This window comes from Streptomyces sp. cg40, from assembly GCF_050320165.1.
Taxonomy (GTDB): domain Bacteria; phylum Actinomycetota; class Actinomycetes; order Streptomycetales; family Streptomycetaceae; genus Streptomyces; species Streptomyces hokutonensis.
In genome coordinates, this window is sequence record NZ_CP190128.1 from 4,809,774 (window position 1) to 4,835,113 (window position 25,340).

The window sequence follows — 25,340 nt, forward strand, 5'->3', positions numbered from 1 at the left end:
GGTGATCCTTCCTGACAAGAGGGGCCCACCCCCAACGTACGAGGGCAGGCCCCAACTCACCCGCGGCTCACTGCTACTTGGGCGAGTCGTGACACCCGGCGTGACACTGGTTGCAGTCGGCCGCATCCTCCATGCCCCACAGGTCCGGGTCGATCTCGAACCCGGCCGCCCTGATGGCCTTGATCGTCTGCCCAAGGACGAGCGGGCCGCCGGTCTCGGGGTCGCGCCCGTCCCGTGTCGTCCTGTCGTCGCTGACGCGCTGGACCTCGGTCCTCGCCCCCGGATGCTCCGGGACATGGTGGATGTACCGGCCGAAGTGCCGGTCGGTGAAGTGGTGGTAAGGGATCGAGTCGAGCATGAACGAGTGCCAGGCCTCGTCAACTTGCTCGGAGGGACCCAGGAGAAGGTCCGGGTTCTCACCGCACGTGACCAGGTAGGCGATGGCCTGTCCGAACTTGGCCTCTGCCAGTTCACGCGTATTCTCCGGGTTGCGGAGAAGGAGGGCCACCTCCCGCTCCCACACGTCCGGGGTGACGTACGCCTTCGGGTCTCGGATCACTACTGCCGTACTCATGCTCGCTTGCCTCCACGTAGTTGGGGTTCCGTGGTGCTCCGGTTGCGCCGGCCGCCCGCACATCGGGAACACAGGCACGGCGGCATGAGGCCGGTTGTGAGAGGTTCCCCGCCCTCACCCTCGTACAGGGTTCGTGACTTGGTCCGAGTGCCGTCGGCCTGCACCGTGTAAGCGCTGATGCGGATGGACATGCCGACCATGTTCCGGATCGGGCGCGACCATCGCGGCGACGTTCGAGGCGCCCCTCGGGCGTTGCGTCGACGTCACCTCCAGGGCGTCAAACCGGTGTCATTGGAGGCATGACGTGGCTACCCTCGGATCATGACGACTACGGCAGAGCGTGTGCGAATCCCCAACGACGTGCTGGCTTCCGTACGCAAGTCGATGAACCTGAGCCAAGACGAGTTCGCCCAGGGCCTGCGCGGTGCGGGCGAAGAACTGGGAGAACCGAACGACGCCTCCAAGCGACTGGTGCAACGCTGGGAGTCGGGTGAGACCAGGACGTGCCGCCCGCTGTACGCACGGGCACTGAAGCAGTTCACCGGTCGCACCCCTGAGTCGCTGGGGTTCGCGATCCCGATGGCACGCGTCCACTCGGACAAGGCAGGAGGCCACGACATGGAGGCTGGTGAAGTCGGCACGGTCGGCGACGTCGGCACGGGCTCGGAGCCGGAGCCGCAGAGCGAGTACTCGGGCATCTGGTTGTCCCGTTACGAGTTCTACTCGTCCAGCCGAGACGAGACGTTCGACTGCAAGCATCACGTCGTGATCGTCCAGCACGGCAACCGGCTGACAGCCCAGAGCCTGCCCGGAGCGTCGACCAACCCGGACAGCCCGTTGTCTCTGGATCTCACCGTTGACCGGAACGTCGTCACCGGCACGTGGACCGAGCAGACAGCGGCCAACGGGTACTACCAGGGCGCCAGGTACCACGGCGCCGTTCAACTGCTCACCGAGCCCACGGGACGGCGCATGACAGGCAAGTGGGTCGGGTTCGGCAAGGACTTCGACGTGAACACGGGCCCGTGGGAGCTGCGCCTGCTCGACCGATCGACGGGCCGCGCGAGTATCGAGCGGTATTCGACGACACCGCAGTGAGCAGTGCACCACCCTGGCCCGAACGACAGCATTCGCTAGGATCGGGCCATACAATCGGGTCATGGCCACAGTCACCGCGACCGCCGCAGCCACCGCCACCGACGGTTTCCGCCCGCACCGTGTCGTCGTGCTCGCGCTCGACGGGCTGCTCCCCTTCGAGCTGGGCATTCCGCACCGGATCTTCGGCCGCCCCAGGGACGCCGAGGGGCGGCTGCTGTACGAGGTCGTGACGTGTTCGGTCCGGCCGCCCGGCCCCGTCGACACCGACGCCGACTTCGCCATCCAGGTCCCGAACGGGCCGGAGGCGCTGGCCACCGCCGACACGGTGATCGTCCCGGCGTCGTACGAACTCGGCCCGGTCTTCGAGGAGGGCGTCCTCACCCCCGAACTCGCCGCCGCCTTCGCCCACATCCGCCCCGGCACCCGGCTCGCGTCGATCTGCACGGGCGTCTACGTCCTCGCCGCCGCGGGTCTCCTCGACGGGCGCCCGGCGACCACGCACTGGGCGGACGCCGAGCGGTTCCAGCAGCTCTTCCCGCGGATCGAGGTCGACGCGGACGTGCTGTTCATCGACGACGGCGACGTGCTGACCTCGGCGGGTGTCGCGGCCGGGATCGATCTGTGCCTGCACATGGTCCGCCGGGACTTCGGCACGGCGGTCGCCAACGACGTGGCCCGCCGCACCGTCGTACCGCCGCACCGCGACGGCGGGCAGGCGCAGTACATCCACCGGCCGGTCCCCGACCCGCAGTTGGCGACCACGACCGCCGCCCGCGCCTGGGCGCTGGGCCGGCTGCACGAGCCGATCCAGCTGCGCGACATGGCGGAGCAGGAGGCGATGTCCGTGCGCACCTTCACCCGCCGCTTCCGCGAGGAGGTCGGGGTCAGCCCGGGCCAGTGGCTCACCCAGCAGCGCGTCGAACGCGCCCGGCACCTCCTGGAGTCCACCGACCTGTCCATGGACCAGGTGGCCACGGACGCGGGCTTCGGCACCGCCCAGTCGATGCGCCAGCACTTGCAGACGGCGCTCGGGGTGACCCCTACGACGTACCGCCGGACGTTTCGCACCGGCGGCGGTGGTGGTGGCCGGGGCAGCGGGTCCGAGAGGTACGGCGGTGTCGGCGCCGCGCCCTGAACCCGTGCGCCGACTCCGCCGAAGCGCTTCACGAACCCTGCCAACTCCCCTTCGCAACAAGCGACTTCAGGGACCGAGCGGTCTGGCCCGGTCCCCGCCGTCGGCCACCGTCCCGCCGCCGGCACCCCCGTCCGCCACGGCGACATCGGCTCCCTCCGACACCCGGCCCGCCCGGCCCTCCCCCGCCACCCGGCCCGCGCGCCGCGTCTCGCCCCACCACCCGGTCACCGTGAGCAGTCCGGTGAGGCCCACACCCGCCAGGATCGCCGTCGACGGCGCCGTCACCCTGAGCAGCGCCCCGGCCAGCGACCCCGTCGCCGCGTAACCCGCCCCCGCCGCCGCGTACATGACCGAGTAACCGGCGGCCAGGGCGCCGGGCGGCAGCACCTCGCGCAGGGACAGGTTGCGGGTGATCATCGCGCCCGACTGGAGCGTGCCGCCCACCACGAGCGCGACCGCGATCCCGGGCGTGCCCGGTATCAGCGCGGCGAGGGTCACACACGCCGAGGTCCCGGCCATCAGCACGAGGCTGCGGGTGCGCAACAGCCCCGGCCAGCGGCGAAGGCCGTAGAGGAAGGCGCCGAGGCCGCCGCCCACCGCCATCCCGGCCAGCAGCGGACCGGACCAGCCGACACCGATGCCGCGCTGTTCGAGCAGGGCGGGCAGGACGAGTTCGGACAGGCCGAGCAGGGTCATGCTGGCCGCGCCCGTGACATAGACCGGCCAGGCACCGGCCAGCACCCGGAGCGGCGGAGCGCCGGTCCCGCCGGCCGCGCCCGCCCCGTCCGTGCCGCCCGCGCCCCATCCCGTCGGCAGCAGCCACAGCCCCGCGACCGAGGACGCCATCAGACCGGCCGCGAGCAGCAGCGGAACGCGCGGCGCGACGCCGAGCGCCAGCCCGGCCACGGCGGCCGGGGACAGCGCCCAGACCCCCGCCGTGAGTATCGACTCGACGGACAGCGCCTGGGCCACGGACCGCTCCGGCACCAGGGAGCTGAGCAGGGTGCGCAGCGCACCGGTCGCTGCGGACGGGGCTGCCCCGGCGAGACACGCGAACCCGGCGAGGACGACGGGATGCGCGCCCGGAAACGACCCGAGGCCCAGGAAGCCCGCCGCGCCGAGCCCGAGCCCGACCGCCAGTTGCCCCCGGGCCCGCTCGGGCCGCAGCCGCATCCCGAGCACCGGGGCGCCGACGATCTCCCCGAGCACGTACGCCGCCGCGATGATCGCGCCCAGCGAGTAACCGCCCGGCCGCTCGCGCACCAGGAAGACCAGGGCGAGCGGGGCCATGGCCACGGGCATACGGGCGCCGACGGCGGTGCAGGCCCAGGTCAGGACCCGTCGGGAGACAACGTCGCGGTAGGTCATGCCAGCACGCTACGGGCCGTCACCGACAACGCCCCACGGGATTTTCCCCACCTGTGGACAACTCCCGCCATGCCACCGTCGAACGCGGGCACGTACGGTCGTCAGAACGTCAGAACCCCGCGCGCGACCCGCCCCGCCTCCAGGTCCCCCACCGCCTTCTCGAAGTCCTCCACCGGATACGTCCTGGTGACCAACTCGTCGAGCAGCAGCCGCCCTTGGCGGTAGAGCTGGGTGTACAGCGGGATGTCCCGCTGGGGTCGTGACGATCCGTACCGGCAGCCGAGGATCGACTTGTCCAGGAACATCGACGAGACGAGGAAGGACGCCTCGGCCGTCGCGGGTGCCGTGCCGAGCAGGATCGCCTGGCCGTGGCGGTCGAGGAGGTCGACGGCCTGCCGGACCAGTTCGACCCGCCCGACGCACTCGAAGACGTGGTCCGCTCCCGTGGGCAGCAGATCCCGCACCCCTTCCGTGGACCTCAGGAAGTCGGTCGCGCCGAACGTCCGCGCCGTCTCCTCCTTCGCCGGGTTCGCGTCGACCGCGACGATCCGCGACGCCCCCGCGATCCGGGCCCCTTGGATGACATTGAGCCCGATCCCTCCGGTCCCGATGACGACGACACTCTCCCCCCGATCGACCCGCGCCCGGTTCAGCACGGCGCCGACCCCCGTCAGCACCCCGCACCCGATGAGCGCGGCGGACGGCATCGGGATGTCCTTGGGTATCCGCACGGCCTGCACGGCTTTGACCACGGTCCGTTCGGCGAAGGCGGAGTTGGAGGCGAACTGGTGGACCGGCTGCCCGCCCCGCGTGAACGGTTTCCCCGGCCGCCCGATGGCCTGCCGGCACATGGTCGGCCGCCCCCGGTCGCACTCGGCGCAGGTCCCGCAGTTGGCGAGCGTGGACAGAGCCACATGATCTCCGGGCGCCACATGGGTGACGCCCACACCCACGGCCTCCACCACTCCCGCACCCTCATGCCCCAACACCACAGGAACGGGGAAAGGGATGGTCCCGTCCACCACAGACAGATCGCTGTGACACAGCCCGGCCGCCGAGATGGCGACCAACACTTCCCCCGCCCCGGGCTCCCGCACCTCCAAGTCGTCCACGACCTGGATCTGCTTGCCGTCGAAGACCACACCGCGCATCAGACGACCCCCTTGGGTTCCCTGGGCAGACCGAGCACCCGCTCGGCGATGATCGTGCGCTGAACCTGGTCCGAGCCGCCGTAGATGGTGTCGGCCCGCGAGAAGAGGAACAGGTGCTGAAGCACGTCGAGTTCGTACGAGACGCTCGGCGACCAGTCGACCGGCCCCACCGCCGCCGCGGCCCCCCGCACCGACATCGCCAGCTCCCCGAGCCGCTGGTGCCACCCGCCCCACAGCAGCTTGGCCACACTGGGCGCCCCGGCGTCCCCGGCCCGCCCCAGCGTCCGCAGGGCGTTCCACCGCATGGTCCGCAACTCGGCCCACTGCCGCACGAGTCGATCACGTACGACGGGATCGAGCACGGCACCGGAAGCGACAGCGGCTTCAACGACCCGCCCCAACTCCCGTGCGAACCCGACCTGTTGGGCAAGGGTGGACACCCCCCGCTCGAACCCGAGCAGACTCATGGCAACGCTCCAGCCGCCCCCCTCACCCCCCACAAGATGCTCGCCCCGCGCCAACGCCCCGTCGAAGAACACCTCGTTGAACTCACTGGTCCCGGTCAACTGCCGGATGGGCCGCACCTCGACCCGCCCCGGCTGATCCATGGGCACCAGCAGAAAACTCAGCCCGTGATGCCGCCGCGACCCCGCCTCGGTCCGCGCCAGCACAAAACACCAGTCGGCCTCATGCGCGAGCGAGGTCCAGATCTTCTGCCCGGTGATCCGATACCCGTCCGCCTCCCGTACGGCCGCGGTCCGCACCCCGGCCAGATCGGACCCCGCCCCCGGCTCGCTGTACCCCTGACACCACAACTCGTCCCCGGCGGCGATGGCAGGCAGAAAACGTGATTTCTGCGCGTCACTGCCGTGCGCGATGAGGGTGGGCGCGAGCAGGTTCTCACCTATGTGCCCGGAACGCGGAGGAGCGGAAGACCGGGCGTATTCCTCGGCCCAGGCGACCTGTTGAGTGAGCGTGGCACTGCGATTCCCGTACCCGGACTCGGGCCAACCCAGCCCGATCCAGCCGCTTTTGCCGAGAGTGCGTTCCCAAGTCCGACGGTCCTGGCCGCAATCGGCGTGCGAATGGAGCCATTCCCTGGCCTCCCCGCGAAACACCTCATCGACGGCACTGAATCCATAATCCACAGGGCTCCCCTAAGAACACCGTCCAGGCCAACTCCCTGAAGGGGCGCGGGGAACTGCGCGACCAGCCCCCACGCACCCGCACCCGCCACACAACGCACCGCCCCCACCCCCTTAGGCGTTGGGCCGACTCCCTTCCCGCGCAGCCCTCTCCATCTCCTGCAACCGAGACAGCATCGGCATCGGGTCCACCCCCACAGACCCCGGCAAGAACTCCGCGATCTTGTCAACGGTCCACCCACCGGACGCGTACGCCGACCGCAGTTCCCGAGGCTGAGCCCACACTGCGATCTTCGGCCCGGCAACGGTATAGACCTGCCCGGTGATACCGACCTCGCGAGCGGCATCCGACAGCAAATACACCACCAGCGCGGCAACATCCTCCGGCGACCCGATCTCCGCCAACTCCATGGGAACGTTCGCCGACATCCGCGTACGAGCAACAGGCGCCACCGCGTTGGCGGTCACCCCGTACTTGTTCAGGCCCAGCGCGGCGCTCCGCACGAGCGAGATGATCCCGCCCTTCGCCGCGCTGTAATTCGCCTGCGAAACGGACCCTTGATGATTTCCACTGGTGAACCCGATCAACGTCCCGCCCCGCTGCTTCCGCATGACGGCCGACGCAGCCCGAAAAACAGTGAACGTCCCCTTCAGGTGCGTGGCTAGAACGGGATCCCACTCCTCCTCGGACATGTTGAAGAGCATCCGCTCCCTCAGAATCCCGGCAACGCACACCACACCGTCGAGCCGCCCGTACGAGGACAGCGCCACATCAACAACCCGCTGCCCACCAGCCATGGTCGAGATGTCGTCGGCAACGGCGACGGCCTCCCCGCCCACCGCCAGGATCTCCTTGACGACCCCCTCGGCGATCTCGCTCGTCGGCGACGCGCCGTCCATCGAGACGCCGTAGTCGTTCACGACGACCCGCGCCCCCTCGGCCGCCGCGGCGAGCGCGACCGCACGGCCGATGCCCCGGCCCGCGCCCGTGACGGCGACGACCTTGCCTGCCAAGAAGTTCCCCATGTCCGGCCCCTCCCGCAGTTTCTGACGGTCCGTTAGATTCGACTCAGATTCTACGACCCGTCAGATGCCTGAGGACAAGCCCCGGGGAGCCCCCGATGTCACTGCCGCCGTCACCGACGTCACCGCCGTCACTTGGTCCGGAGTTCCACGACATCGCCAAGCGCGTGAACAGCTGGGGCCGTTGGGGACCGGACGACGAGATCGGCACGCTGAACCTGATCACCGACGAGGTGGTCCGCGAGGCGGCCGCCGAGATCCGGACCGGCCGCCGTATCCCGCTGGCCCTCCCCCTCCAGGCCGACGGCGTGCAGACGGGGATGATCCCGGGCCGGGTCAACCCGCTGCACGCGATGGTGCAGATCAACCAGGAGCTGTTCGGCCCGGGCACGGTGGCGTGCAGCGACGACGTGGTGACGATGGGGCTCCAGGCGGGCACGCACTGGGACGCGCTGACCCATGTCTCGCACTCGGGGAAGCTCTACAACGGCCGCCCGGCCGGCACCGTGACGCCGCACGGGGGCGCCGAGTTCAGCGGGATCGACAAGGCGCGGCACATCGTCTCGCGCGGGGTCCTGCTGGACGTGGCACGGGCACGCGGCGTCGACCGTCTCGAAGGCGGGCACGCGGTGACCCCGGAGGACCTGGAGGCCGCCGAGCAACTCGCCGGCACCCAGGTCCGCGCGGGAGACATCGTGCTCGTACGGACCGGGCAGGTGCAGGTGTACCTGTCCGGCGACAAGCACGGGTACGGCTACCCCTCGCCCGGTCTCTCGATCCGTACGCCGGAGTGGTTCCACACGCGGGATGTCGCGGCGGTCGCCAACGACACCCTGACCTTCGAGATATTTCCGCCGGAGATCGAGGACCTGTGGCTGCCGGTGCACGCCCTCGACCTGGTCGAGATGGGGATGCTGCAAGGCCAGAACTGGAATCTCGAAGAGTTGTCCACAGCTTGTGGACAAGAGAACCGCTTCACGTTCTTCCTGTCCGCGATGCCCGAACCTTTCGTGGGCGCCACGGGAACCCCGGTGGCCCCGATCGCCATCCTCTAGGGCAGTCCGGTTTTGACGAGGGCCGGACTTACGGTCGGATGGCGGCGCGCTGCTGCCCGCCCCGAGCACGGCACCGCGCTGCCGCCATCCGACTCCGGCGCACCCGTCCCGGCCCCCGGCCCCGAGGGAACCCACGCCGAACACGACCCACACTCGCCGAGGGCCCCCGTCACCGAAGCCCTCGTCGTCCCCTCGCGGCGAATCGCTGCCCACAAGCGTGACCAAACGGTCACGTCGCGTCAACGCCCATTCGGGGATATGTTCCTTAAGTGCCATTTTGCCGCAGGGCGCGCACGGAAGCACAGCCCGGCGCATCTCCGCCGGGCACTTGCAGACAGCACCTACACGGCTTCGTACGCGAAGCCTTCGAAACCGTCGAAGCCCCCGTACGCCGTCACACCGCCCCCGAACGCGGCGGCCGCGTCCCGGGGTTGGCTGCCCCGGTCCAGCTCGCACCAGATGCGCTTGCCGGTGCCCTCGGCGCTCCAGCCCCAGCGGTCGGCGAGGCCGTCCACCAGCGCCAGTCCGCGACCGCCGGTCTCGTCACCGTCCGCGCAACGCGGCACGGGAGCCGTACAGCTGGTGTCGGCGACCTCGAGGCGGACCGTGGCTGACTCGTCCGCCTCGTCCGGCAGGGAGAGCCGCAGCACGGCCGGACAACCGGTGTGCACCACCGCGTTGGTGACGAGCTCGGAGACCAGCAGGATCAGCGTCTCCGCGAGCGGTTCGTCTGCTTCTATCCCGGACCCGGCGAGCCGGGAGCGCGCCCATCTCCTGGCCCGCCCCACCTCTGCGGGGTCGGGCCGGATCTCCAGCTGCACTTGAAGCACCTGCACCGCTCACACCATCCGAACCGGCGGACACATAGCCTCGCGCCTCACGAGGGCCACGATCGTAGCCATTTTCTGCATGGCCAGAACAACGACCGCAGCCAGGGTCACGGAACGTGAATCCCTTGCGAGACAGCATGATTGACGTTCCGTCACCCCAACAAGCGCTTCGGGCATATTCCAGCGCGAAGGAGTACGCGTGCGGGATACTGTGCGACGCTCATTGCGGGGAGTCGAACAGGCAGGGGTGAAAGCCCGTTCTGCCATACGAACTGCGGAGCGCACCGCCCGATCCGGAGCCGCCCCACGGGCAACTCCGGCATGGCTCGTACCTTGAACCACTCGCATCCCACACAAGGTACCGGAGCCCCGAGGCGACTCCGGGCCGTGACGAGTCACGCATAGGACACAACCCGATATCAACGCTGCGTGATTCCGACATGCCACGATCCGTGACACCGTTGTCGGAGCCGTTCCGATCTCCGCAGGCAGGCGCCCCATTACACCGCTCCGCCCACCAGGTCGGCCGCGAGCAGCTCCTCACTCTCCGTAGCACCGCCACCACGCTGGGCCCGCACCCACGCCCGTTTCAGATGCAGATGCACCTCGGACTCCCAGGTGAAGCCCATGCCGCCATGCACCTGAAGACAGTCCCGGGCCCCGCGCACGGCAGCCTCGTCGGCCAGCAACCTGGCCGCAGCGATGTCCACCGGATCCCCGGTCACAGCCGCCGCGTACACGGCGGCCCGCGCCACCTCGGCCCGCACCAGCAGCTGCGCGCACAGATGCTTGACGGCCTGAAACGCCCCGATCGGCTGCCCGAACTGCTCCCGCGTCCGGGCGTGTTGCACCGCGAGCCCACACACCCGCCCGGCCGTACCGAGCTGCTCGGCAGCGGTAAGAAGCACGGCGACAGGCTCGACACGCGCAGGCGCCGGCACCCGGTGCAACGGCGTCAACGGATCAACGGACCGCAGCGCTACGGCCCCCTCGGCCCCCGGCAACACGACATCGGCCTCGTCCAGCCACTCCACGAGCCGACCGTCGGCAGCGGCGACCACGGTCTCCCCGGTGGCGGCCCCCGGAACCACCCCGGCCGCAAGATGCGTAGCGACCAACGGCCCCGGCACCAGCGCCGCCCCGACCTCTTCGAACGCCAACACGGCTTCGGGCAGGCCGAGTCCGGCACCTCCGTCAGCTTCGGCCAACCGCAGGGAAAAGAGCCCAAGATCACCGAGGACCCGCCACAAACCCCGGTCCAGCGGAGGAGCGCCCCTTAGGGGCGCGGGGAACTGCGCGACCAGCCCCCACACACCCGCAGACGAAACACGACCAATCACATCCCTCATAGCCGCCTGCAAGGCCCTTTGATCATCCGTAAGTTGAAAGCGCATCAGCGACCCTTCGGCAACCCGAGAATCCGCTCGGCCACGATGTTCTGCTGAATCTGCGAGGTCCCCGCAGCGATGGTGTACGACAGCGACGACAACCGGTCGAGAACCCAAGGCCGTTCAAGGTCGAGAGAGTCAGGACCAAGCACATCCGCCGCCACGTCATACAGCTCCTGACGGGCATGCGAGTACCGGAGTTTGAAGACCGACCCACCCACACCCGGAACGCCCCCGGAGGCCTCCGCCTCGCTCACGTTCCACTGAGTCAGCCGCCACAACGCCCGGAACTCAGCGTTCAACCGCCCCAGTTGCCGCCGGAGCACGGGATCGTCCCACCGCCCGTTCCGCCGCGCCTCGCGAGCCAGCTCGCCCAACACCCGCCGACAGGCGACGACCTCACCCACAAAAGCCGTACCGCGCTCGAAGGACAGCGTCACCATCGTCACGCGCCAACCGTCGTTCTCGTCCCCCACCCGGTTGCCGACAGGCACCCGCACCTCGTCGAGGAACACCTCGGCGAACTCCGCGGTCCCGGCGAGCGTCCGCAGCGGCCGTACGGTGATGCCGGGCGCGTCCATCGGCATGGCGAGCCAACTGATCCCCCGGTGCTTCGGGGCATCCGCATCCGTCCGCACCAACAGCTCGCACCAGTCGGCGACTTCGGCGTGCGAGGTCCAGATCTTGGAACCGGTCACCACATAGTCGTCGCCGTCCCGCCACGCGCGCGTGCGCAACGACGCGAGGTCGGAACCGGCCTCGGGTTCACTGAACCCCTGGCACCACACCTCGTCACCACGCAGCACGGGCGGCAGCCACCGCTCCCGCTGCTCAGCACTCCCCTCCGCGGCTATCGTCGGCCCCGCGTGCAACAGCCCCACGAAATTGGCCCCCACGTAGGGCGCGCCCGCCTCCTCCGTCTCCTCCAGGAAGATCAGCCGGGTGGTCGGAGACGCGTCCCAGTGCACATCGCCGTACCCGGCGTCGTACAACATCCGCTGCCAGCCGAGGTCGTAGACGCGCCTGCCCGGCCAGTCGTCCGGAGACGGCTTCGGAGGCAGCGTGGGAAGGACCTTGGCCAGCCACTCCCGCAGTCGGGCCCGGTACTCGTCCTGTTCGGCCGTGTACGAGAGGTCCATTACCGGTCGAGGTCCAGGCCCAGCATGCGGATCGCGTTGCCCCGCATGAGCTTGTAGACCGTCTCGTCGTCGAGGCCCTTGACGTGGTCGAGGGCGACTTCCTTGGTGTGCGGGAAGGTCGAGTCGACGTGCGGGTAGTCGGTCTCGAAGGTCGCGTTGTCCCGGCCGACCACGTCCAGCGAGGCGACCCCGTGCTTGTCGCGGAAGAAGCAGCAGAACATCTGGCGGTAGTAGTACGTGGACGGCGGGTCGGGGATGAGGTCCCGCACCCCGCCCCACGCGCGGTGTTCCTCCCACACGTCGTCGGCGCGCTCCAGGGCGTACGGGATCCAGCCCATCTGCCCTTCGCTGTAGGCGAGTTTGAGGGTCGGGAACTTCACCAGGACCCCGCTGAAGAGGAAGTCCATCATCGAGGCCATGGCGTTGTTGAACGAGAGGGAGGCCTGTACGGCGGGGGGTGCGTCCGGCGATGCGGCGGGCATCTGGGAGCTGCTGCCGATGTGCATGTTGACGACCGTCCCCGTCTCCTGGCAGGCCGCGAAGAACGGGTCCCAGTAGCCGGAGTGGATGGACGGCAGCCCGAGGTAGGTGGGGATCTCGGAGAAGGTGACCGCGCGGACGCCCCGTGCCGCGTTGCGCCTGATCTCCTCGACCGCCAACTCGACGTCCCACAAAGGGATCAGGCACAGCGGGATGAGCCGGCCTCCGCTGTCGCCGCACCACTCCTCGACCATCCAGTCGTTGTAGGCGCGCACGCAGGCGAGCGCGACCTCCTTGTCGTGCGCCTCGGCGAAGGTCTGGCCGCAGAAGCGCGGGAAGGTCGGGAAGCAGAGCGAGCCCTCGACATGGTTGAGGTCCATGTCCGCGAGCCGCGCCTTGGGGTCCCAGCAGCCGCGGCGCATCTGCTCGCGGGTGATGCCCTCCAGGGTCATCTCGTCGCGGTCGAAGCCGACGGCGGCGATGTTGCGCTTGTACGGGAACTTGAGGTCCTCGTAGATCCACCAGTCGGTGGGCGGGCCGTCCGGGTCCATCGTGATCTGGTACTTGCCCGCCACGTAGGCGAGTTCACCGATCCCGGCGGTGAGCGGCTGGGGGCCGCGCTCGCGGTACTTCGCCGGCAGCCAGGTCTCGAAGAGGTGCGCGGGTTCGATCACGTGGTCGTCGACGCTGATGATGCGGGGCAGTTCGGTGGTCATGGGTTCCCCTCCGCCGGACGGTACTTATCTGATGACCCGTCAGATAGCATGTCACCTGACGAGTCGTCAGCCAAGGAGGGGGCACCATGAACGAGACGCCGCACTCCCTGAGTTCCGCCCGCACGCTGTGGGAACTGGTCGTCCGCCGCGCCAAGTCGACCCCTGACCGGCCGGTTTTCCTCCAGGACGACCGCGCCCTGACCTTCGGCGAGTTGCACGACCGCTCGGAGCGGGTGGCGGCGGGCCTGTACGGCATGGGTGTGCGCCCCGGCACGGTCGTCGCGTGGCAACTGCCCACCCGGATCGAGACCGCCCTGCTCTCCTTCGCGCTGGCCCGCCTGGGCGCGGTACAGACGCCGGTGATCCCCTTCTACCGCGACCGCGAAGTCGGCTTCGCGCTGCGGGAGTCGAAGGCGGAGTACTTCGCCGTACCGGGCACCTGGCGCGGCTTCGACCACACGGAGATGGCCCGGCGGCTCGGCGCGCGGGGGATCTTCGAGGCGTACGACGACGCTCAACTCCCGGACGGGGAGCCGTCCTTGCTCCCCGCGCCGCCCACCGACGGCACCTCGGTGCGCTGGATCTACTGGACCTCCGGCACCACCTCCGACCCCAAGGGCGTGCTGCACACCGACCGTTCGCTGATCGCGGGCGGCTCGTGCCTCGCGCACGCCCTGCGGCTGACGGCGGAGGACGTGGGCTCGATGGCCTTCCCGTACGCGCACATCGCGGGGCCCGACTACACGGTGATGCTGCTGCTGTACGGCTTCCCGGCGGTGATGTTCGAGCAGTTCGCGCTGCCGGACGCGCTGGAGGGCTATCGCAAGCACGGGGTGACGGTGGCCGGCGGGTCGACCGCCTTCTATTCCATGTTCCTTGCCGAGCAGCGCAAGCAGCCCGACCGGAAGGTGATTCCCTCGCTACGGCTGCTCGCGGGCGGCGGGGCGCCCAAGCCGCCGGAGGTGTACCACTCCGTCGTACGGGAGATGGGGGTCCAGCTCACCCACGGCTACGGCATGACCGAGGTGCCGATGATCACCATGGGCGACCCGGAGGACACCACCGAGAACCTCGCCACGACCGAGGGACGGCCCCCCGAGGGGATGGAGATACGGATCGCCGAGGGCGGGGAGGTGCGGCTGCGCGGGGAGGCCGTGTGCCAGGGGTACTTGGACCCGGCGCAGACGGCGGAGGCCTTCGACGCGGAGGGGTTTCTGCGCACCGGGGACCTGGGGGTCGTCACCGACAGCGGGCATCTCATCCTCACCGGGCGGCTCAAGGACGTGATCATCCGCAAGGGCGAGAACATCTCCGCGAAGGAGATCGAGGATCTGCTCGCCGCGCATCCGGACGTCGGTGACGTGGCCGTCGTAGGACTGCCGGACGCGGAGCGCGGGGAGCGGGTGTGCGCGGTGGTCGAACAGCCGCCGGGGGCCGGTGAGTTGACGTTGTCGGCGGTCACGGACTACCTGCGCGCGGAAGGGCTGTCCGTGCACAAACTGCCGGAGCAGCTGGAGATCGTGGACGCCCTTCCGCGCAACGAGACGCTGCGCAAGGTGCTCAAGTACAGGCTGCGGGAGCGCTATTCGGATCCCGGGACGGATCCCGGGACTACTCGGGCACCGTGAAGTAGCGGGCGAAGGCGGAGACGATCTCCGCCTCGCCGACCTTGCCGTCGCTGTCCGTGTCGAGGGCGTCGGCCGCCATGGCGGCGATGTCGTCGGGCACCCCGAGGGCCTTGAGGACGCGCACGGTGTCCGCGATGGTGGCCGAGCCGTCGCCGTCCGGGTCCGCGACGTCGAGGGCGGCGTGCAGGAAGGGGCGGCCGATCTCGGCGAAGCGCTCCGGGTTGTCGCGCAGCCGCTTGACCGCGCCGCCCACGAACTCCTCCCGGCTGACCCGCTGGTCGCCGTCCCGGTCCGCGATGCCCGCCATGCCCTGCCAGAACGCCTCCGCGCCGATGTACAGGGCCTGGCCCTTGTCGGAGCGGGCCGCCGTGCCGAACTCCGCGAGGAGCGCCTTGGCCGCCGAGTTGAAGTCCTCGCGGTCGATGAAGCCGTTGCCGTCCTGGTCGAAGGTGGCGAACCGGGCGGCGATGCGTCGCTCGTACTCGGTGCTGACCATGTCTTTCGGGCCGCCTTACTCATGTGGGGTGCGCTTGGCTGGAGCGTACGACGCCGGGACGGGTCCGGGAGCCGAAAACGTCGCTTGTACCAAGACCGGGGAAATTCCGAAACAACGGCGTCACCCCGGAAACCGACGCGTCACGCCGAGAGGGGGTCCGCCTCCTCTTCGGGGTCCTCTTCTGTGGCCGTCATCACATCGGGGTAGACGTCGAAGAGGCGGCGCACTCCGAGGGCGCCGAGAACCCGGTTGACGTGCGAGCCGTCGACGGCGCCCTGGGCCGGCAGGATCAGCCGCAGCTGCCCCTGGCAGGAGCGGATCAGCCGGCGGGCGGCGATCAGCACGCCGACTCCGCTGGAGTCGCAGAACAGGACCTCGGAGAGGTCCACGACCAGGCTGTGGTGACCGTCCGCCACCACGTCGTGCACCCGCTGGCGCAGCACCGGCGAGGTCACCAGGTCCAGTTCGCCGGACACGAGGAGCACGGACCAGCCGCCGCGCTCGCCGTCGTTCACTTTGAAGGCCACCATCGCGCCTTTCGCTAGCCGGAACTCCCGGAAACCGTCCGGAAACGGAAGCCGTACCTACGCTTCCTTGCAGCGCGGCTGCCCAGCGGCCGTTCCCTGAAACACGGCAACAGAAACGGAAACCGGTCCGAAGAGGCTTGTTTTAGTCGCCTTCGATCCTGTTCGATCAGTTGTGGACCGGGTAGGCGCACGTCCGCTACCACCCGCGCCCCCTCGGGGGCGTGCGATTGCACGAAGGGGCGTGCGCTGTCCGAGGTGCCGACTACATTCGAAGAGAAGGTGGGCGCACGCTTGACTCGGGCACGGACACGGTGAGGGGGCCGCATGGCGACGAAGGACGCACCGCCCCGATGGGACCGCAAGATGCAGCAGCGGCTGGCCCGCGGCGAGGCAGCGGCCCTCGGTGAGCTCTACGACCGCTTCGCCTCCCTCGTGCACGCCCTCGCCCACCGCGTCCTCGGCGACGAGCGCGCCGCCGACGGCATCACCCGCGAGGTCTTCGCCCACGTGTGGGAACACCCCGACGCCTACGACCCCAAGCAGGGCCCGCTGCGCTCCTGGGTGGCCGCGCTGACCGCCCGCCTCGCCGTGCAGCGGCTGCGCGCCACCGAGACCGCCGCCCTCGCCCAGGGCGGCCAGGGCTCCACCGAGGAACTGGAGCGCAAGGTCCGCCGCGCCTCCGTCGCCGCCCGCGCGGACTACATCGTCACGTCCATGCCCGCCCCGCTGCGGGCCGCCCTGGAGCTGGCGTACTTCCAGCGCCGCGACTACCGCCAGACCGCCGTCGACCTCGGCGTCACCGAGGACGAGGCCCGCCGCCGGCTGCGCCTGGGCCTCCAACTCCTGTCCACCGCCCACGACACCGGCGCACCGCCGGAACCAGCGGGACCCGGGGGTGCGGTGTGAGCGACGCGAACGACGAGCACGAGGCGTACGAGGGCGCTGCGGTGCCGCCGCGCATTCCCATGCCCCGGGCCTCCGTGGAGGACGGCGGGCAGCCGTTGCCCGAGCTCGACGAGTCCGCGTCCCGGCCCGCGCCGCTGGTACTGGAGCACCCGGTACTGAAGGCGCTGCTCGGCGCGTGGGCGCTGGCCGCGTGCTCGGCGGCCGAGACGGCGGCAGTGGAGGAGCACCTCGGCGAGTGCGGCGCCTGCGCGGACGAGGCGCTGCGGCTGCGCGGCGCGGTCGGCCTCCTCCACCCCGTCGAACCCCTCGACCTCGACCCCGGCCTGCGCACCCGCGTCCTCACCGGCTCCTTCGACCGCCGGCCGCCACGCATCCCGGTACCCGAGTGGGCGACGCCGTACGACGCCGAGACCGCGCGCCTGGACGCCCTGCTCCAGGACATAGGCGACGCCGAGTGGCACGCGCCCGTGCGGCTGCGCTGGTTCGACGGCCAGGCCCCGACGAGCCGTCGTACGACCGTCGCCGGGGTCATCGCGCACCTGCTGACCGTCGACGGCCTGGTCGCCACGGCGCTGGGCCTCGACGACCCGCTGACCGGCGAGACGGCCGACAAGGCCGCGAACCCCGCCGCGCGCACCGAGGCGTACTGGCGCGCCTCGTACTTCCCGCCCACCCGCTCCATCCGCGCACCCTGGCGCGAACAGAGCCACACCATCGTCCGCACGGTCTCCTTCACCGGCACCACCACCGGCAAACGGGCCGTCTCCTACGGCGACTTCGAGCTCCCCCTGCACGACGCGATGCTCGACCGGGCCTTCGAGTGCTGGGTCCACGCGGAGGACATCGCGGACGCGGTCGACTATCCCTACGAGCCGCCGGCCCCGCGCAGCCTCAACCGGATGATCGACCTCGCGGCCCGCATGCTCCCCGCGGTGCTGGCGGAGCGCCGGCGCCACGGGTTGGCCGCACCGGCCGAGGGCCGGCACCTGGTCCCGGCCGGAGACCCCGGCCGCAGCCTCCGCCTGGAGATCGAGGGGCACGGCGGGGGCGAGTGGCTGATCCCGCTCGACTCACCCGGGGCGGTGGGGTCGGCCGAGCGTGAAGTGGCCCATATCGCCCTGGACGGGGTGGAGTTCTGCCATCTGGCGGCGGGGCATGTGTCGCCGGAGGACGCGGCGGCGGGGCAGTTGGGGGATCGGGAGGCGATCAGGGATGTTCTGTTCGCGACGGCGAGCTTGAGCCGGATGTAGGCGGGCGGGTGCGGGTGCGTTGGGGCTGGCCGCGCAGTTCCCCGCGCCCCTAAAAGACGAAACTCAGCCCGAGTCAAGAAGGGGCGCGGGGCTGTGTCGATTTGCGGCTACGCCGCGTGGGCGCGAACGGCCCCCACCGGCCCGCAGCCGCCCACGCACCCGCCCTCCCCCGAGCTCCTAGGCGAACACAACCGTCCGGCGCCCGTTGAGCAGAATCCGGCGCTCGGCGTGCCATTTGACCGCCCGCGCCAGCGCCTGGCACTCCACGTCCCGGCCGATCGCCACCAGCTGGTCCGGAGTGACATCGTGACCCACCCGCTCGACCTCCTGCTCGATGATCGGGCCCTCGTCGAGGTCGGCGGTCACATAGTGGGCCGTCGCGCCGATGAGCTTGACGCCCCGCGCGTGTGCCTGGTGGTACGGCTTCGCGCCCTTGAAGCTCGGCAGGAAGGAGTGGTGGATGTTGATGATCCGGCCGTTGAGGGCCTTGCAGAAGTCGTCGGAGAGGACCTGCATGTAGCGGGCGAGGACGACGAGTTCGACGTTCTCCTCGCGGACGAGGTCCAGGACCCGCGCCTCGGCCTCGGCCTTGTTGTCCTTCGTCACCGGGATGTGGTGGAAGGGGATGTGGTACGAGTCCACCAGCTCGGCGAAGTCGGTGTGGTTGGAGACCACCGCCGCGATCTCCACGGGCAGCGCCCCGATCCGCGCGCGGAACAGCAGGTCGTTCAGGCAGTGGCCGAACTTGCTGACCATGAGGACGATGCGCATCTTCTCGTCGGCCCGGTTGATCTGCCAGTCCATGTGGAATGAGTCACCGATCGCCGCGAAGCTCGCGCGCAGCTTGTCCACGGTCACCGGCGGCTCCGCCGAGAAGTGGACGCGCATGAAGAACAGTCCCGTGTCGTGGTCGCCGAACTGCTGGCTGTCCTCGATGTTGCAGCCGGTCATGAAGAGGTAGCTCGACACGGCGTGCACGATGCCCTGCTTGTCGGGGCAGGACAGGGTCAGGACGTACTGGTCGGCGGGCGCCGCGGCTCGGGTGGACTGCGCGTTCATGCAGGACAGCGTCCCATATCCCCCCGAGAGGGGGGACCGGCGTCCGCCACCCGGACCGACGGCAACCGGGCGGCCGTGGCCGAGCCGCCCCGCGCCGACTCGCGGTCTACGCCGACCGCGTCATGATCTGCAGCACTTCCAGCGTGCGTGGCGGCGCGTCCGGGTCCTCTCCGTCGCTGGACGCCATCCGCACGTGCGCGTCGCGGGCCGCCCGCACCGCCTCGGGCCAGGCCTGGTGGTCGACGTACGCGGAGACCGGGGCGTCGGGTCCGACCTGGTGCATGATCCGCAGCACGCGCAGGACGGCGGAGTCGACGAGGGCCGCCTCCTGGGAGTCGCGGAAGATCGTGCCGACGTATTTCTCGGCGGACCAGTTGTCCAGCCAGGTGTCCTCGACGAGGCGGTAGACGGCGTCGGTGACGTCCCCGTACCCGTCGACCCCGGCCAGCCAGACGTTCTGCTGGAACACCGGATCGGAGAGCATGTGCAGCGCGGAACGCACGTTGCTGCGCCAGCGCCACCACGGCATGTCGTTCAGTGGCATGCCGCCCATGGTGGAGGAGCGACGGGGGCGACGGGAAGAGTTCTCCGGAGCTTGCACGGTCATCGATCGTACGTTCCTTGTCACACACACAGGAACGCCCCCCGTAATTCACCTCCAGGTCACCACTCGTTGACCCCGAGTCACTCCCGGGTTAGTGGTGTGGCGGAAGCGTGTGTGTACATGACCGGCAGTCGGCGCAACCGCAGCACCTTCCTCCCCACGATCACCCGGCGCGTCAGAGCCACCGCCATGTCGGCGGCGGCGCTGGTGGCATGCTCGTCGCTCGCGGCCGGCTGCGGGGTCATCCCCGGCACCGCGGGCTCCGCGGACGCCCCGATCACCGTCATGACCTGGGCGCCCTGGGACACCAACGCGACCAACAAACCCGGCATGCCCGCCATGGCGACGGCGTACGCGAAGTGGATCAACAAGCACGGCGGGCTCAACGGCCGCAAGCTCAAGGTCCTGACCTGCAACGACCACAACACCAGCGTCGCCGCGGCGCAGTGCGCCCGGCAGGCCGTCAAGGAGAACGTCGTCGCGGTCGTCGGCTCCTACAGCGAGTTCAGCGACTCGTTCTTCGCCCCGCTGGAGGGCGCCGGCATCCCGTACATCGGCGGCTACGGCGTGACGAGCGAGGAGTTCACCCGCGCCCTGTCCTACCCCGTCAACGGCGGCCAGCCCGCGCTGCTGGCCGGTCTCGGCAAGCAACTCGCCCCCGGCTGCGGCACGGTCACCCTGGTGCGGCCCGACTCCATCGCCGGCGACGACCTGCCTCCGCTGCTGAACGCGGGGCTCAAGGCGGGCGGGCACGCGGCGGCCAACGACCAGCTCGCGGCCGACAACCTCACCGAGTACTCCAGCCAGGCCACGCACGCGCTGGAGAACGCGTCCGGCGGCACCTCGTCGAGGGAGGGGTGCGTGGTGCCCTCGCTCGGGGACCGCACCGACACCTTCATGGACTCCTTCCGGCGGGCGCGCGCGGACTATCCCACCGTACGCACCGCGACCGTGCTCGGCAGCGTCGACCAGACCGAGATCAACGCGACGGGCGGGGCGTCCGGGCCGTACGAGGGGTCGTACATCACCGGCTGGTACCCGGTCGCGGGGGACCCGCGCTGGGACCCGATGAAGAAGGCCGTCAACGAGGTGGCCTTCGGCGACAACCGCATCGACCCGGCGGACGCGGGGGTGGAGACGACCTGGATCGCCTACACCGCGTTCAAGACGGTCGTGAACTCGCTCGGCAACGGCGAGGTGACCGCCGACACCGTACGGCGGGCCCTCGACGACGGCGTGAAGGTCACCACGGGCGGGCTCACGCCGACGCTCCGGTGGAGCTCCACCGACGAGGACGATCTCGCCTCCGTGGGCCTGTCCCGCCTGGTCAACGCCTCGGTGACCCTTCAGGTCGTACGCAAGGGCATTCTGGTGTCGGCGAAGAAAGGCTTCTTCGACATGACGGGCACCCTGGAGAGCGCGAACCTCGACTGAGGTCCGCGCCGTCCGTTCCTCCGCCTCAGAGCTGGGTCGGCTGGCGCTGGGTCAGGCCGTAGGTCTTCGCGATCGTGTTCCAGAGCGCGGCGGCCTTGGTCTTCTGGTTGCTGGCGACCCCGCTCGCCGCGTTCCCGGCGGCGGTCTGGCCGGTGGTGCGGGCCTGGCCCTTCTTGCAGCCGTGCTTGCCGGCGGCCTGGTCGGCCCAGGCCGCGTAGTGGTTGTCGGCCGAGGCGGACGCCTTCCACGCGTTGGTGAGCGCGGTCGTCAGGGCCGCGTTGTCCGGCAGCTTGTCCACTGTCAACTGCGAGAGTTTCGTGACCAGTTCGGTGCGCTGCGTGGCCGCGTCCCGCAGGTCGGAGGCGGAGCCGTCGAGGTTGTTGCAGGCCTTCACATTGCCGACGGCACTGATCACCGAGGCACGGCTGCTGCCGCTGTCGGCCAGCAACTTGTCGAGTGCGACGGCCTGTTCCTTCGCCGCGTCGGTACCCGCCGCCGAGGAACCCCCGGTCGCGGCCGACGTCGCGGCGACCGTCTTGTTGCCGTCGCTCTTGCTCCCGCCACCGCTGAGCAGCGCCCCGGCACCGACCCCGAGGACCGCGATGACGATCCCGACCCCGGCGATCAGCGGCACCCGCGAACGGCGCCCGCCCCGGCCGCCGTCGTCGTCCTGCCCGGGCGGGGCGTACGACGGATCGGCGTAGCCGGGCTGGGCGTACGACGGCTGCGCGTAGCCCTGCTGCCCGTGGCCCTGCTGTCCGTGGCCCTGTTGCCCGTAGCCCGGCTGCTCGGCCCGCGGCGGCTGCTGGAAGCGCGGCAGCTGCTGCGTGGACCCGGCCGGTGCCTCGCCGGTGCGGAAGAGGTTGTCGAACTCGGCGGGCGGCTGGCGGTCCTCCGCCCCGCCCGGCCGTCCCCCGTACCCGGGAGCGCCGCCCTGCGCGGGCACCGGCGGGAGGAACTGCGTGGGCTGCGCGTCGGGATGCGCGGCCGGCGGCATCGGCCCGGCACCGCCGGACACCTCGGGCGGCAGCGCCCCGGGCAGCACCGGCGGGATGAACTGCGTCGCCCCCTCGTCCATCGGCGCGGCCGGGACCGGCGGCAGGAACTGGGTGGCACCCTCGTCGCCGGGAAGGTTGACCACCGGCGGGATGAACTGCGTCGCGCCCTCGTCGGCGGGCGGCAGCGGGGCGCTCGGAAACGCGGACGAGGAGGAGGCCGTGGAGGCGGCGGGGGGCAGGGGCGCTCCGCCCGAACCGGAAGCTCCGTATCCGTAGCCGTAGTCCTGTGCGCCCGGTCCGTAGCCCGGTGCGCCCGCCCCGTACCCGGCGGGCTGCTCCGGGGCGTATCCCGGTGCCGACGAGTACTCCTGGGCGTACGACTGCTGCTGCACGCCGTAGGCCGCGTGCTGGGCGCTCTCCTGGGGCAGGGCCCCCGGCTGGCTCGGGATGCCCTCCTGGGCACCCCACGGGGACGGCTGCTCGGGGGCGGCGCCCCACTGCTGCGGCTGCTGCGCGTCGCCCCAGCCCTGGCCCGGCGGCGGGGCCGGCGTCCGGTGCTGCGGGTCGTGCCCCTGGTCCGGGCCCCACGACCCGCCCCAGGCCTGACCGCCCGGGGGTGTGCTCGGCGGCTGCCCTGCCGACTGCTGGTCACCGCGTCCGCCCGTCATACCCGGAAGGAGGGGTTCACCTCCGTCGGAGGGCAGCACGATGCCTTCGCGCGCGAGCCGCGCCGAGGGCTCCTCGCCCTGTCCACTCTGCGTCACCGGGACTCCTACGAATGGGGGACCTTCGGGATCGTCGGTTCACGCTACCGGGTACCCCGAGCCCGGTGCCACGCAGCACTGGACTGGACCTCTCCACTTGTGACCTCGGTAACAACTCCGGCCCCTCATCCGCGCCAAATCCCGTTCTACGCCCTCCTTTCACCACGGGATCACCACCGGAGGCTTCCTTCACTCCCTGTTCACGCGGCGGCCTGCAACTCCATCCGCGCCCCGAACTCCCGCACCACCGGCTCGTCCCGGTACGGCTCCAGGCGCTGCTGGAGGTCCTCCAGGTACTCGGCGCCCCGGTTGGAGCGCAGCGAACCGAGCAACTCCACCGCTTTCAGGCCCGTGTTGCAGGCCTGCTCGACCTCGCGCTGCTGCACCTGCGCGCTCGCCAGCAGGACGTAGCCGATGGCCCGGCGGCGGGCCCGCGACTCCGGGTGCCCGTCCAGGGACTCCTGCGCGCACCTGGCCGCCGCCTCGGCCTGCCCGAGATCGCGGTGGCAGTGCGCCAACTCGTCGGCGAGATACGCCTCGTCGAAGTGCCCGATCCACGCCGGGTCGTCCCCGGACGAGGGATCCGCCGCGTCCAGCGCGCTCACCGCGCGCCCCGACGCCAGCTGCGCCGACCGCGCGTCACCCATCAGGGCGTGCCCGCGCGCCTCCGCCGCGTGGAACATCGCCTCGGCCCGCGGGGTCACGCGCCCGCGCGCCCCCTCCTGCGCCGCCCGCGCCAACTGCGCGATCTCACGCGGGTTCCCGAGCTGCGCGGCGAGATGGCTCATGGAGGCCGCCAGGACATACCCGCCGTACCCCCTGTCCCCCGCCGCCTGCGCGAGACGCAGCGCCTGGATGTAGTACCGCTGCGCCAGGCCGGGTTGACCGGTGTCGACGGCCATGTAGCCGGCGAGTTCCGTCAACCGGGCGACGGCGGCGAACAGTTCACGCCCCACGGCCTCGCGGTACGAGCCCGCCAGCAGCCCGGAGACGACGCTGTTGAGGTAGTGCACGACGACCGGGCGGACATGCCCGCTGCCGTACTGGTGGTCCAACTCGCCGAGCGCCTGCGTCATCGCGCGCACGGCCGCCACGTCGGAGGGGCCCACCCTCGGTCCCGCCGCGCGCGCGACCTGCGAGTCCGGCGAGGAGATCAGCCAGTCGCGGCTCGGCTCCACCAGCGCGGACGCGGCGACCGACGAACCGGACAGGAAGTCCCGCCGCCCCACGTCACTGCGCCACAGCTCACACACCTGCTCGATGGCCCCGAGGACGGTCGGCGAGAACTGAAGACCCACACCCGACGCGAGGTTCTTGCCGTTGGCCATGCCGATCTCGTCGATCGTGACCGTACGGCCCAGCTTGCGGCCGAGCGCCTCGGCGATGACCGCCGGAGCGCGCCCGCGCGGCTGCTGTCCCCGCAGCCAGCGGGCCACGGACGTCTTGTCGTAGCGCAGGTCGAGACCGTGCTCGGCGCCGCACATGTTGACCCGGCGGGCCAGCCCGGCGTTCGAGCACCCCGCCTCCTGGATGAGCGCCTGCAGCCGTTCGTTCGGCTGCCGCGCGACAAGTGGCCTTGCGGCCATGGCGTACCCCCTGGGAACAACCCCTGAAGCGAAAAGATCCGGCCGAGAAGATCAATGCCCAGCGAACATGGCGAAAATGCGAAGCATGCGAGGAATGCCGGGGTAAAGGCTCGCGCCCGCCCCTCACGTGGCTACCCCGATACCGCCCTCGGTCCTCCCGCGCGCCCCCGCACATGCATCCATGCGCCCCAGTTGCGGAATCGATGCTCCTCCCCCGCGCGCGCTACAGCCGTAACCCGAGGTGGGTGCGGGAGTTGTGTTGGGCGTGGAAGAGACGATCGCGGGCACCGAAGCCGCTCAGATTCCGAAGCAGCGCGGGGAATCGCTGCTGGAGACAGCCGTACGCTACGCCGAGGAGCGCCACTGGGACGTCTTCCCCGGCACCTGGCTGGAAGCCGTCGACGGGGTGCAGCGCTGCTCGTGCGAGGACCCCGCGTGCGCCGCACCCGGCGCACATCCGGCGCGTGAGGACTGGGCGACGCAGGCGACGGGCAGTGCGACGGTCGCGCGGCGGATGTGGCAGAAGCAGCCAGGGGCATCGATTCTGCTGCCCACCGGGCGGACGTTCGACGCGATCTCCGTCCCGGAGACCGCCGGGTTCCTCGCGCTGGCGCGGATGGAACGCATGGAGTTGACGCTGGGTCCTGTCACGTTGACGCCGTCGCGGCGGATGGAGTTCTTCGTTCTGCCGGGGGCTTCGGTGAAGGTGCCGGATCTGGTGCGGAAGATCGGGTGGTCGCCCGCCACTCTTGATCTCGTGGTGCTGGGTGAAGGTGCGTATGTGGCTGCGCCGCCCACGCGGTTCGGGTCTCGGGGGGCTGTGCAGTGGGCCTGTCGGCCGACCGCTGCGAATCGGTGGTTGCCGGATGCGGAGGAGTTGATCTCGCCGCTCGCGTATGCGTGTGGGCGGGATCGGTAGCGTTGGCGGGTGCGGGTCCGCTGTGGCTGGGCGCGCCCCGCGGCGGAGCCGCATATCGACACTGTCC

At 70.6% G+C, this 25,340-nt stretch carries 23 protein-coding genes; 8 read left to right on the top strand and 15 right to left on the bottom strand.

Translation table 11 applies throughout. The features are described 5' to 3' along the window. Window positions 1-73: 73 nt before the first annotated feature. Window positions 74-574 carry a glycine-rich domain-containing protein gene (locus ACQHII_RS21145; protein ID WP_427920773.1) on the bottom strand — a complete coding sequence of 167 codons (501 nt, stop codon included), beginning with the start codon at window positions 572-574 and terminating at the stop codon, window positions 74-76. A 321-nt stretch (window positions 575-895) separates the two neighbouring features. On the opposite strand from ACQHII_RS21145, the gene ACQHII_RS21150 reads away from it, so the two are divergent. Next, window positions 896-1,672, top strand: a complete 777-nt coding sequence (locus ACQHII_RS21150) for a helix-turn-helix domain-containing protein (RefSeq protein WP_427920774.1) — start codon at window positions 896-898, stop codon at window positions 1,670-1,672. 61 nt (window positions 1,673-1,733) lie between these two features. Next, window positions 1,734-2,807: a GlxA family transcriptional regulator gene (locus ACQHII_RS21155; protein ID WP_427920775.1), complete on the top strand. Its 1,074-nt coding sequence runs from the start codon at window positions 1,734-1,736 to the stop codon at window positions 2,805-2,807. A gap of 66 nt (window positions 2,808-2,873) precedes the next feature. Here ACQHII_RS21155 and ACQHII_RS21160 read toward each other — a convergent pair whose 3' ends face one another. From ACQHII_RS21160 to ACQHII_RS21175, 4 genes are all read right to left on the bottom strand, one after another. Continuing rightward, the gene (locus ACQHII_RS21160) at window positions 2,874-4,175 is read right to left on the bottom strand and encodes an MFS transporter (RefSeq protein WP_427920776.1); all 1,302 of its coding nucleotides are present in this window, start codon (window positions 4,173-4,175) and stop codon (window positions 2,874-2,876) included. A gap of 101 nt (window positions 4,176-4,276) precedes the next feature. Continuing rightward, window positions 4,277-5,326 (bottom strand): Zn-dependent alcohol dehydrogenase, encoded by a 1,050-nt coding sequence (locus ACQHII_RS21165; RefSeq protein WP_427920777.1) that lies wholly within the window; start codon window positions 5,324-5,326, stop codon window positions 4,277-4,279. After that, window positions 5,326-6,474 (bottom strand): acyl-CoA dehydrogenase family protein, encoded by a 1,149-nt coding sequence (locus ACQHII_RS21170; protein WP_427920778.1) that lies wholly within the window; start codon window positions 6,472-6,474, stop codon window positions 5,326-5,328. Before ACQHII_RS21170 ends, ACQHII_RS21165 begins: the two co-directional genes overlap by 1 nt. Before the next feature lie 111 nt (window positions 6,475-6,585). Then, on the bottom strand, window positions 6,586-7,497 hold the full coding sequence (locus tag ACQHII_RS21175) for an SDR family oxidoreductase (protein WP_427920779.1): 912 nt from the start codon (window positions 7,495-7,497) through the stop codon (window positions 6,586-6,588). A gap of 95 nt (window positions 7,498-7,592) precedes the next feature. Between ACQHII_RS21175 and ACQHII_RS21180 the strand changes: the two genes are divergently transcribed. Then, a complete protein-coding gene (locus ACQHII_RS21180; RefSeq protein ID WP_427920780.1) occupies window positions 7,593-8,549 on the top strand; it encodes a cyclase family protein in 957 nt (318 codons plus the stop codon). 341 nt (window positions 8,550-8,890) lie between these two features. Here the strand turns inward: ACQHII_RS21180 and ACQHII_RS21185 are convergent, their stop codons facing one another. From ACQHII_RS21185 to ACQHII_RS21200, 4 genes are all read right to left on the bottom strand, one after another. After that, complete coding sequence (locus ACQHII_RS21185) at window positions 8,891-9,370, bottom strand: ATP-binding protein (RefSeq protein WP_427925379.1); 480 nt, start codon at window positions 9,368-9,370, stop codon at window positions 8,891-8,893. Between the two features lie 509 nt (window positions 9,371-9,879). After that, complete coding sequence (locus ACQHII_RS21190) at window positions 9,880-10,773, bottom strand: acyl-CoA dehydrogenase family protein (protein ID WP_427920781.1); 894 nt, start codon at window positions 10,771-10,773, stop codon at window positions 9,880-9,882. Beyond that, on the bottom strand, window positions 10,773-11,906 hold the full coding sequence (locus tag ACQHII_RS21195) for an acyl-CoA dehydrogenase family protein (RefSeq protein WP_427920782.1): 1,134 nt from the start codon (window positions 11,904-11,906) through the stop codon (window positions 10,773-10,775). The genes ACQHII_RS21190 and ACQHII_RS21195 overlap by 1 nt, the downstream gene beginning before the upstream one ends. Beyond that, on the bottom strand, window positions 11,906-13,102 hold the full coding sequence (locus ACQHII_RS21200) for an amidohydrolase family protein (RefSeq protein WP_093628406.1): 1,197 nt from the start codon (window positions 13,100-13,102) through the stop codon (window positions 11,906-11,908). Before ACQHII_RS21200 ends, ACQHII_RS21195 begins: the two co-directional genes overlap by 1 nt. An 86-nt stretch (window positions 13,103-13,188) precedes the next feature. Between ACQHII_RS21200 and ACQHII_RS21205 the strand changes: the two genes are divergently transcribed. Continuing rightward, entirely contained in the window at window positions 13,189-14,730 is a 1,542-nt protein-coding gene (locus ACQHII_RS21205; protein WP_427920783.1) for a class I adenylate-forming enzyme family protein, read from the top strand. Here the strand turns inward: ACQHII_RS21205 and ACQHII_RS21210 are convergent. Together ACQHII_RS21210 and ACQHII_RS21215 are read right to left on the bottom strand one after the other, a co-directional pair. Further along, on the bottom strand, window positions 14,714-15,226 hold the full coding sequence (locus tag ACQHII_RS21210; RefSeq protein WP_019075570.1) for an EF-hand domain-containing protein: 513 nt from the start codon (window positions 15,224-15,226) through the stop codon (window positions 14,714-14,716). The genes ACQHII_RS21205 and ACQHII_RS21210 overlap by 17 nt on opposite strands. Window positions 15,227-15,366: 140 nt before the next feature. Further along, window positions 15,367-15,756: an STAS domain-containing protein gene (locus ACQHII_RS21215; protein ID WP_427920784.1), complete on the bottom strand. Its 390-nt coding sequence runs from the start codon at window positions 15,754-15,756 to the stop codon at window positions 15,367-15,369. 321 nt (window positions 15,757-16,077) lie between these two features. On the opposite strand from ACQHII_RS21215, the gene ACQHII_RS21220 reads away from it, so the two are divergent. Together ACQHII_RS21220 and ACQHII_RS21225 are read left to right on the top strand one after the other, a co-directional pair. Further along, window positions 16,078-16,659, top strand: coding sequence for a sigma-70 family RNA polymerase sigma factor (locus tag ACQHII_RS21220; protein WP_019075572.1), 582 nt, complete (start codon window positions 16,078-16,080; stop codon window positions 16,657-16,659). A gap of 59 nt (window positions 16,660-16,718) precedes the next feature. Then, a complete protein-coding gene (locus ACQHII_RS21225; RefSeq protein WP_427925380.1) occupies window positions 16,719-17,909 on the top strand; it encodes a maleylpyruvate isomerase N-terminal domain-containing protein in 1,191 nt (396 codons plus the stop codon). Between the two features lie 177 nt (window positions 17,910-18,086). Here ACQHII_RS21225 and purU read toward each other — a convergent pair whose 3' ends face one another. Both purU and ACQHII_RS21235 read right to left on the bottom strand, forming a co-directional pair. After that, on the bottom strand, window positions 18,087-18,968 hold the full coding sequence (gene purU, locus ACQHII_RS21230; protein ID WP_427920785.1) for a formyltetrahydrofolate deformylase: 882 nt from the start codon (window positions 18,966-18,968) through the stop codon (window positions 18,087-18,089). Between the two features lie 106 nt (window positions 18,969-19,074). Then, on the bottom strand, window positions 19,075-19,575 hold the full coding sequence (locus tag ACQHII_RS21235) for an SCO4402 family protein (RefSeq protein ID WP_026179576.1): 501 nt from the start codon (window positions 19,573-19,575) through the stop codon (window positions 19,075-19,077). Window positions 19,576-19,692: 117 nt separating this feature from the next. Between ACQHII_RS21235 and ACQHII_RS21240 the strand changes: the two genes are divergently transcribed. After that, window positions 19,693-21,006 (top strand): ABC transporter substrate-binding protein, encoded by a 1,314-nt coding sequence (locus ACQHII_RS21240; protein ID WP_427920786.1) that lies wholly within the window; start codon window positions 19,693-19,695, stop codon window positions 21,004-21,006. 25 nt (window positions 21,007-21,031) lie between these two features. Here ACQHII_RS21240 and ACQHII_RS21245 read toward each other — a convergent pair whose 3' ends face one another. Continuing rightward, entirely contained in the window at window positions 21,032-22,768 is a 1,737-nt protein-coding gene (locus ACQHII_RS21245) for a hypothetical protein (RefSeq protein WP_427920787.1), read from the bottom strand. A gap of 200 nt (window positions 22,769-22,968) precedes the next feature. Next, window positions 22,969-24,354, bottom strand: coding sequence for a transcriptional regulator (locus ACQHII_RS21250; RefSeq protein ID WP_427920788.1), 1,386 nt, complete (start codon window positions 24,352-24,354; stop codon window positions 22,969-22,971). A 265-nt stretch (window positions 24,355-24,619) separates the two neighbouring features. On the opposite strand from ACQHII_RS21250, the gene ACQHII_RS21255 reads away from it, so the two are divergent. After that, complete coding sequence (locus tag ACQHII_RS21255; protein ID WP_026179578.1) at window positions 24,620-25,273, top strand: bifunctional DNA primase/polymerase; 654 nt, start codon at window positions 24,620-24,622, stop codon at window positions 25,271-25,273. The last annotated feature ends 67 nt before the right edge of the window (window positions 25,274-25,340 follow it).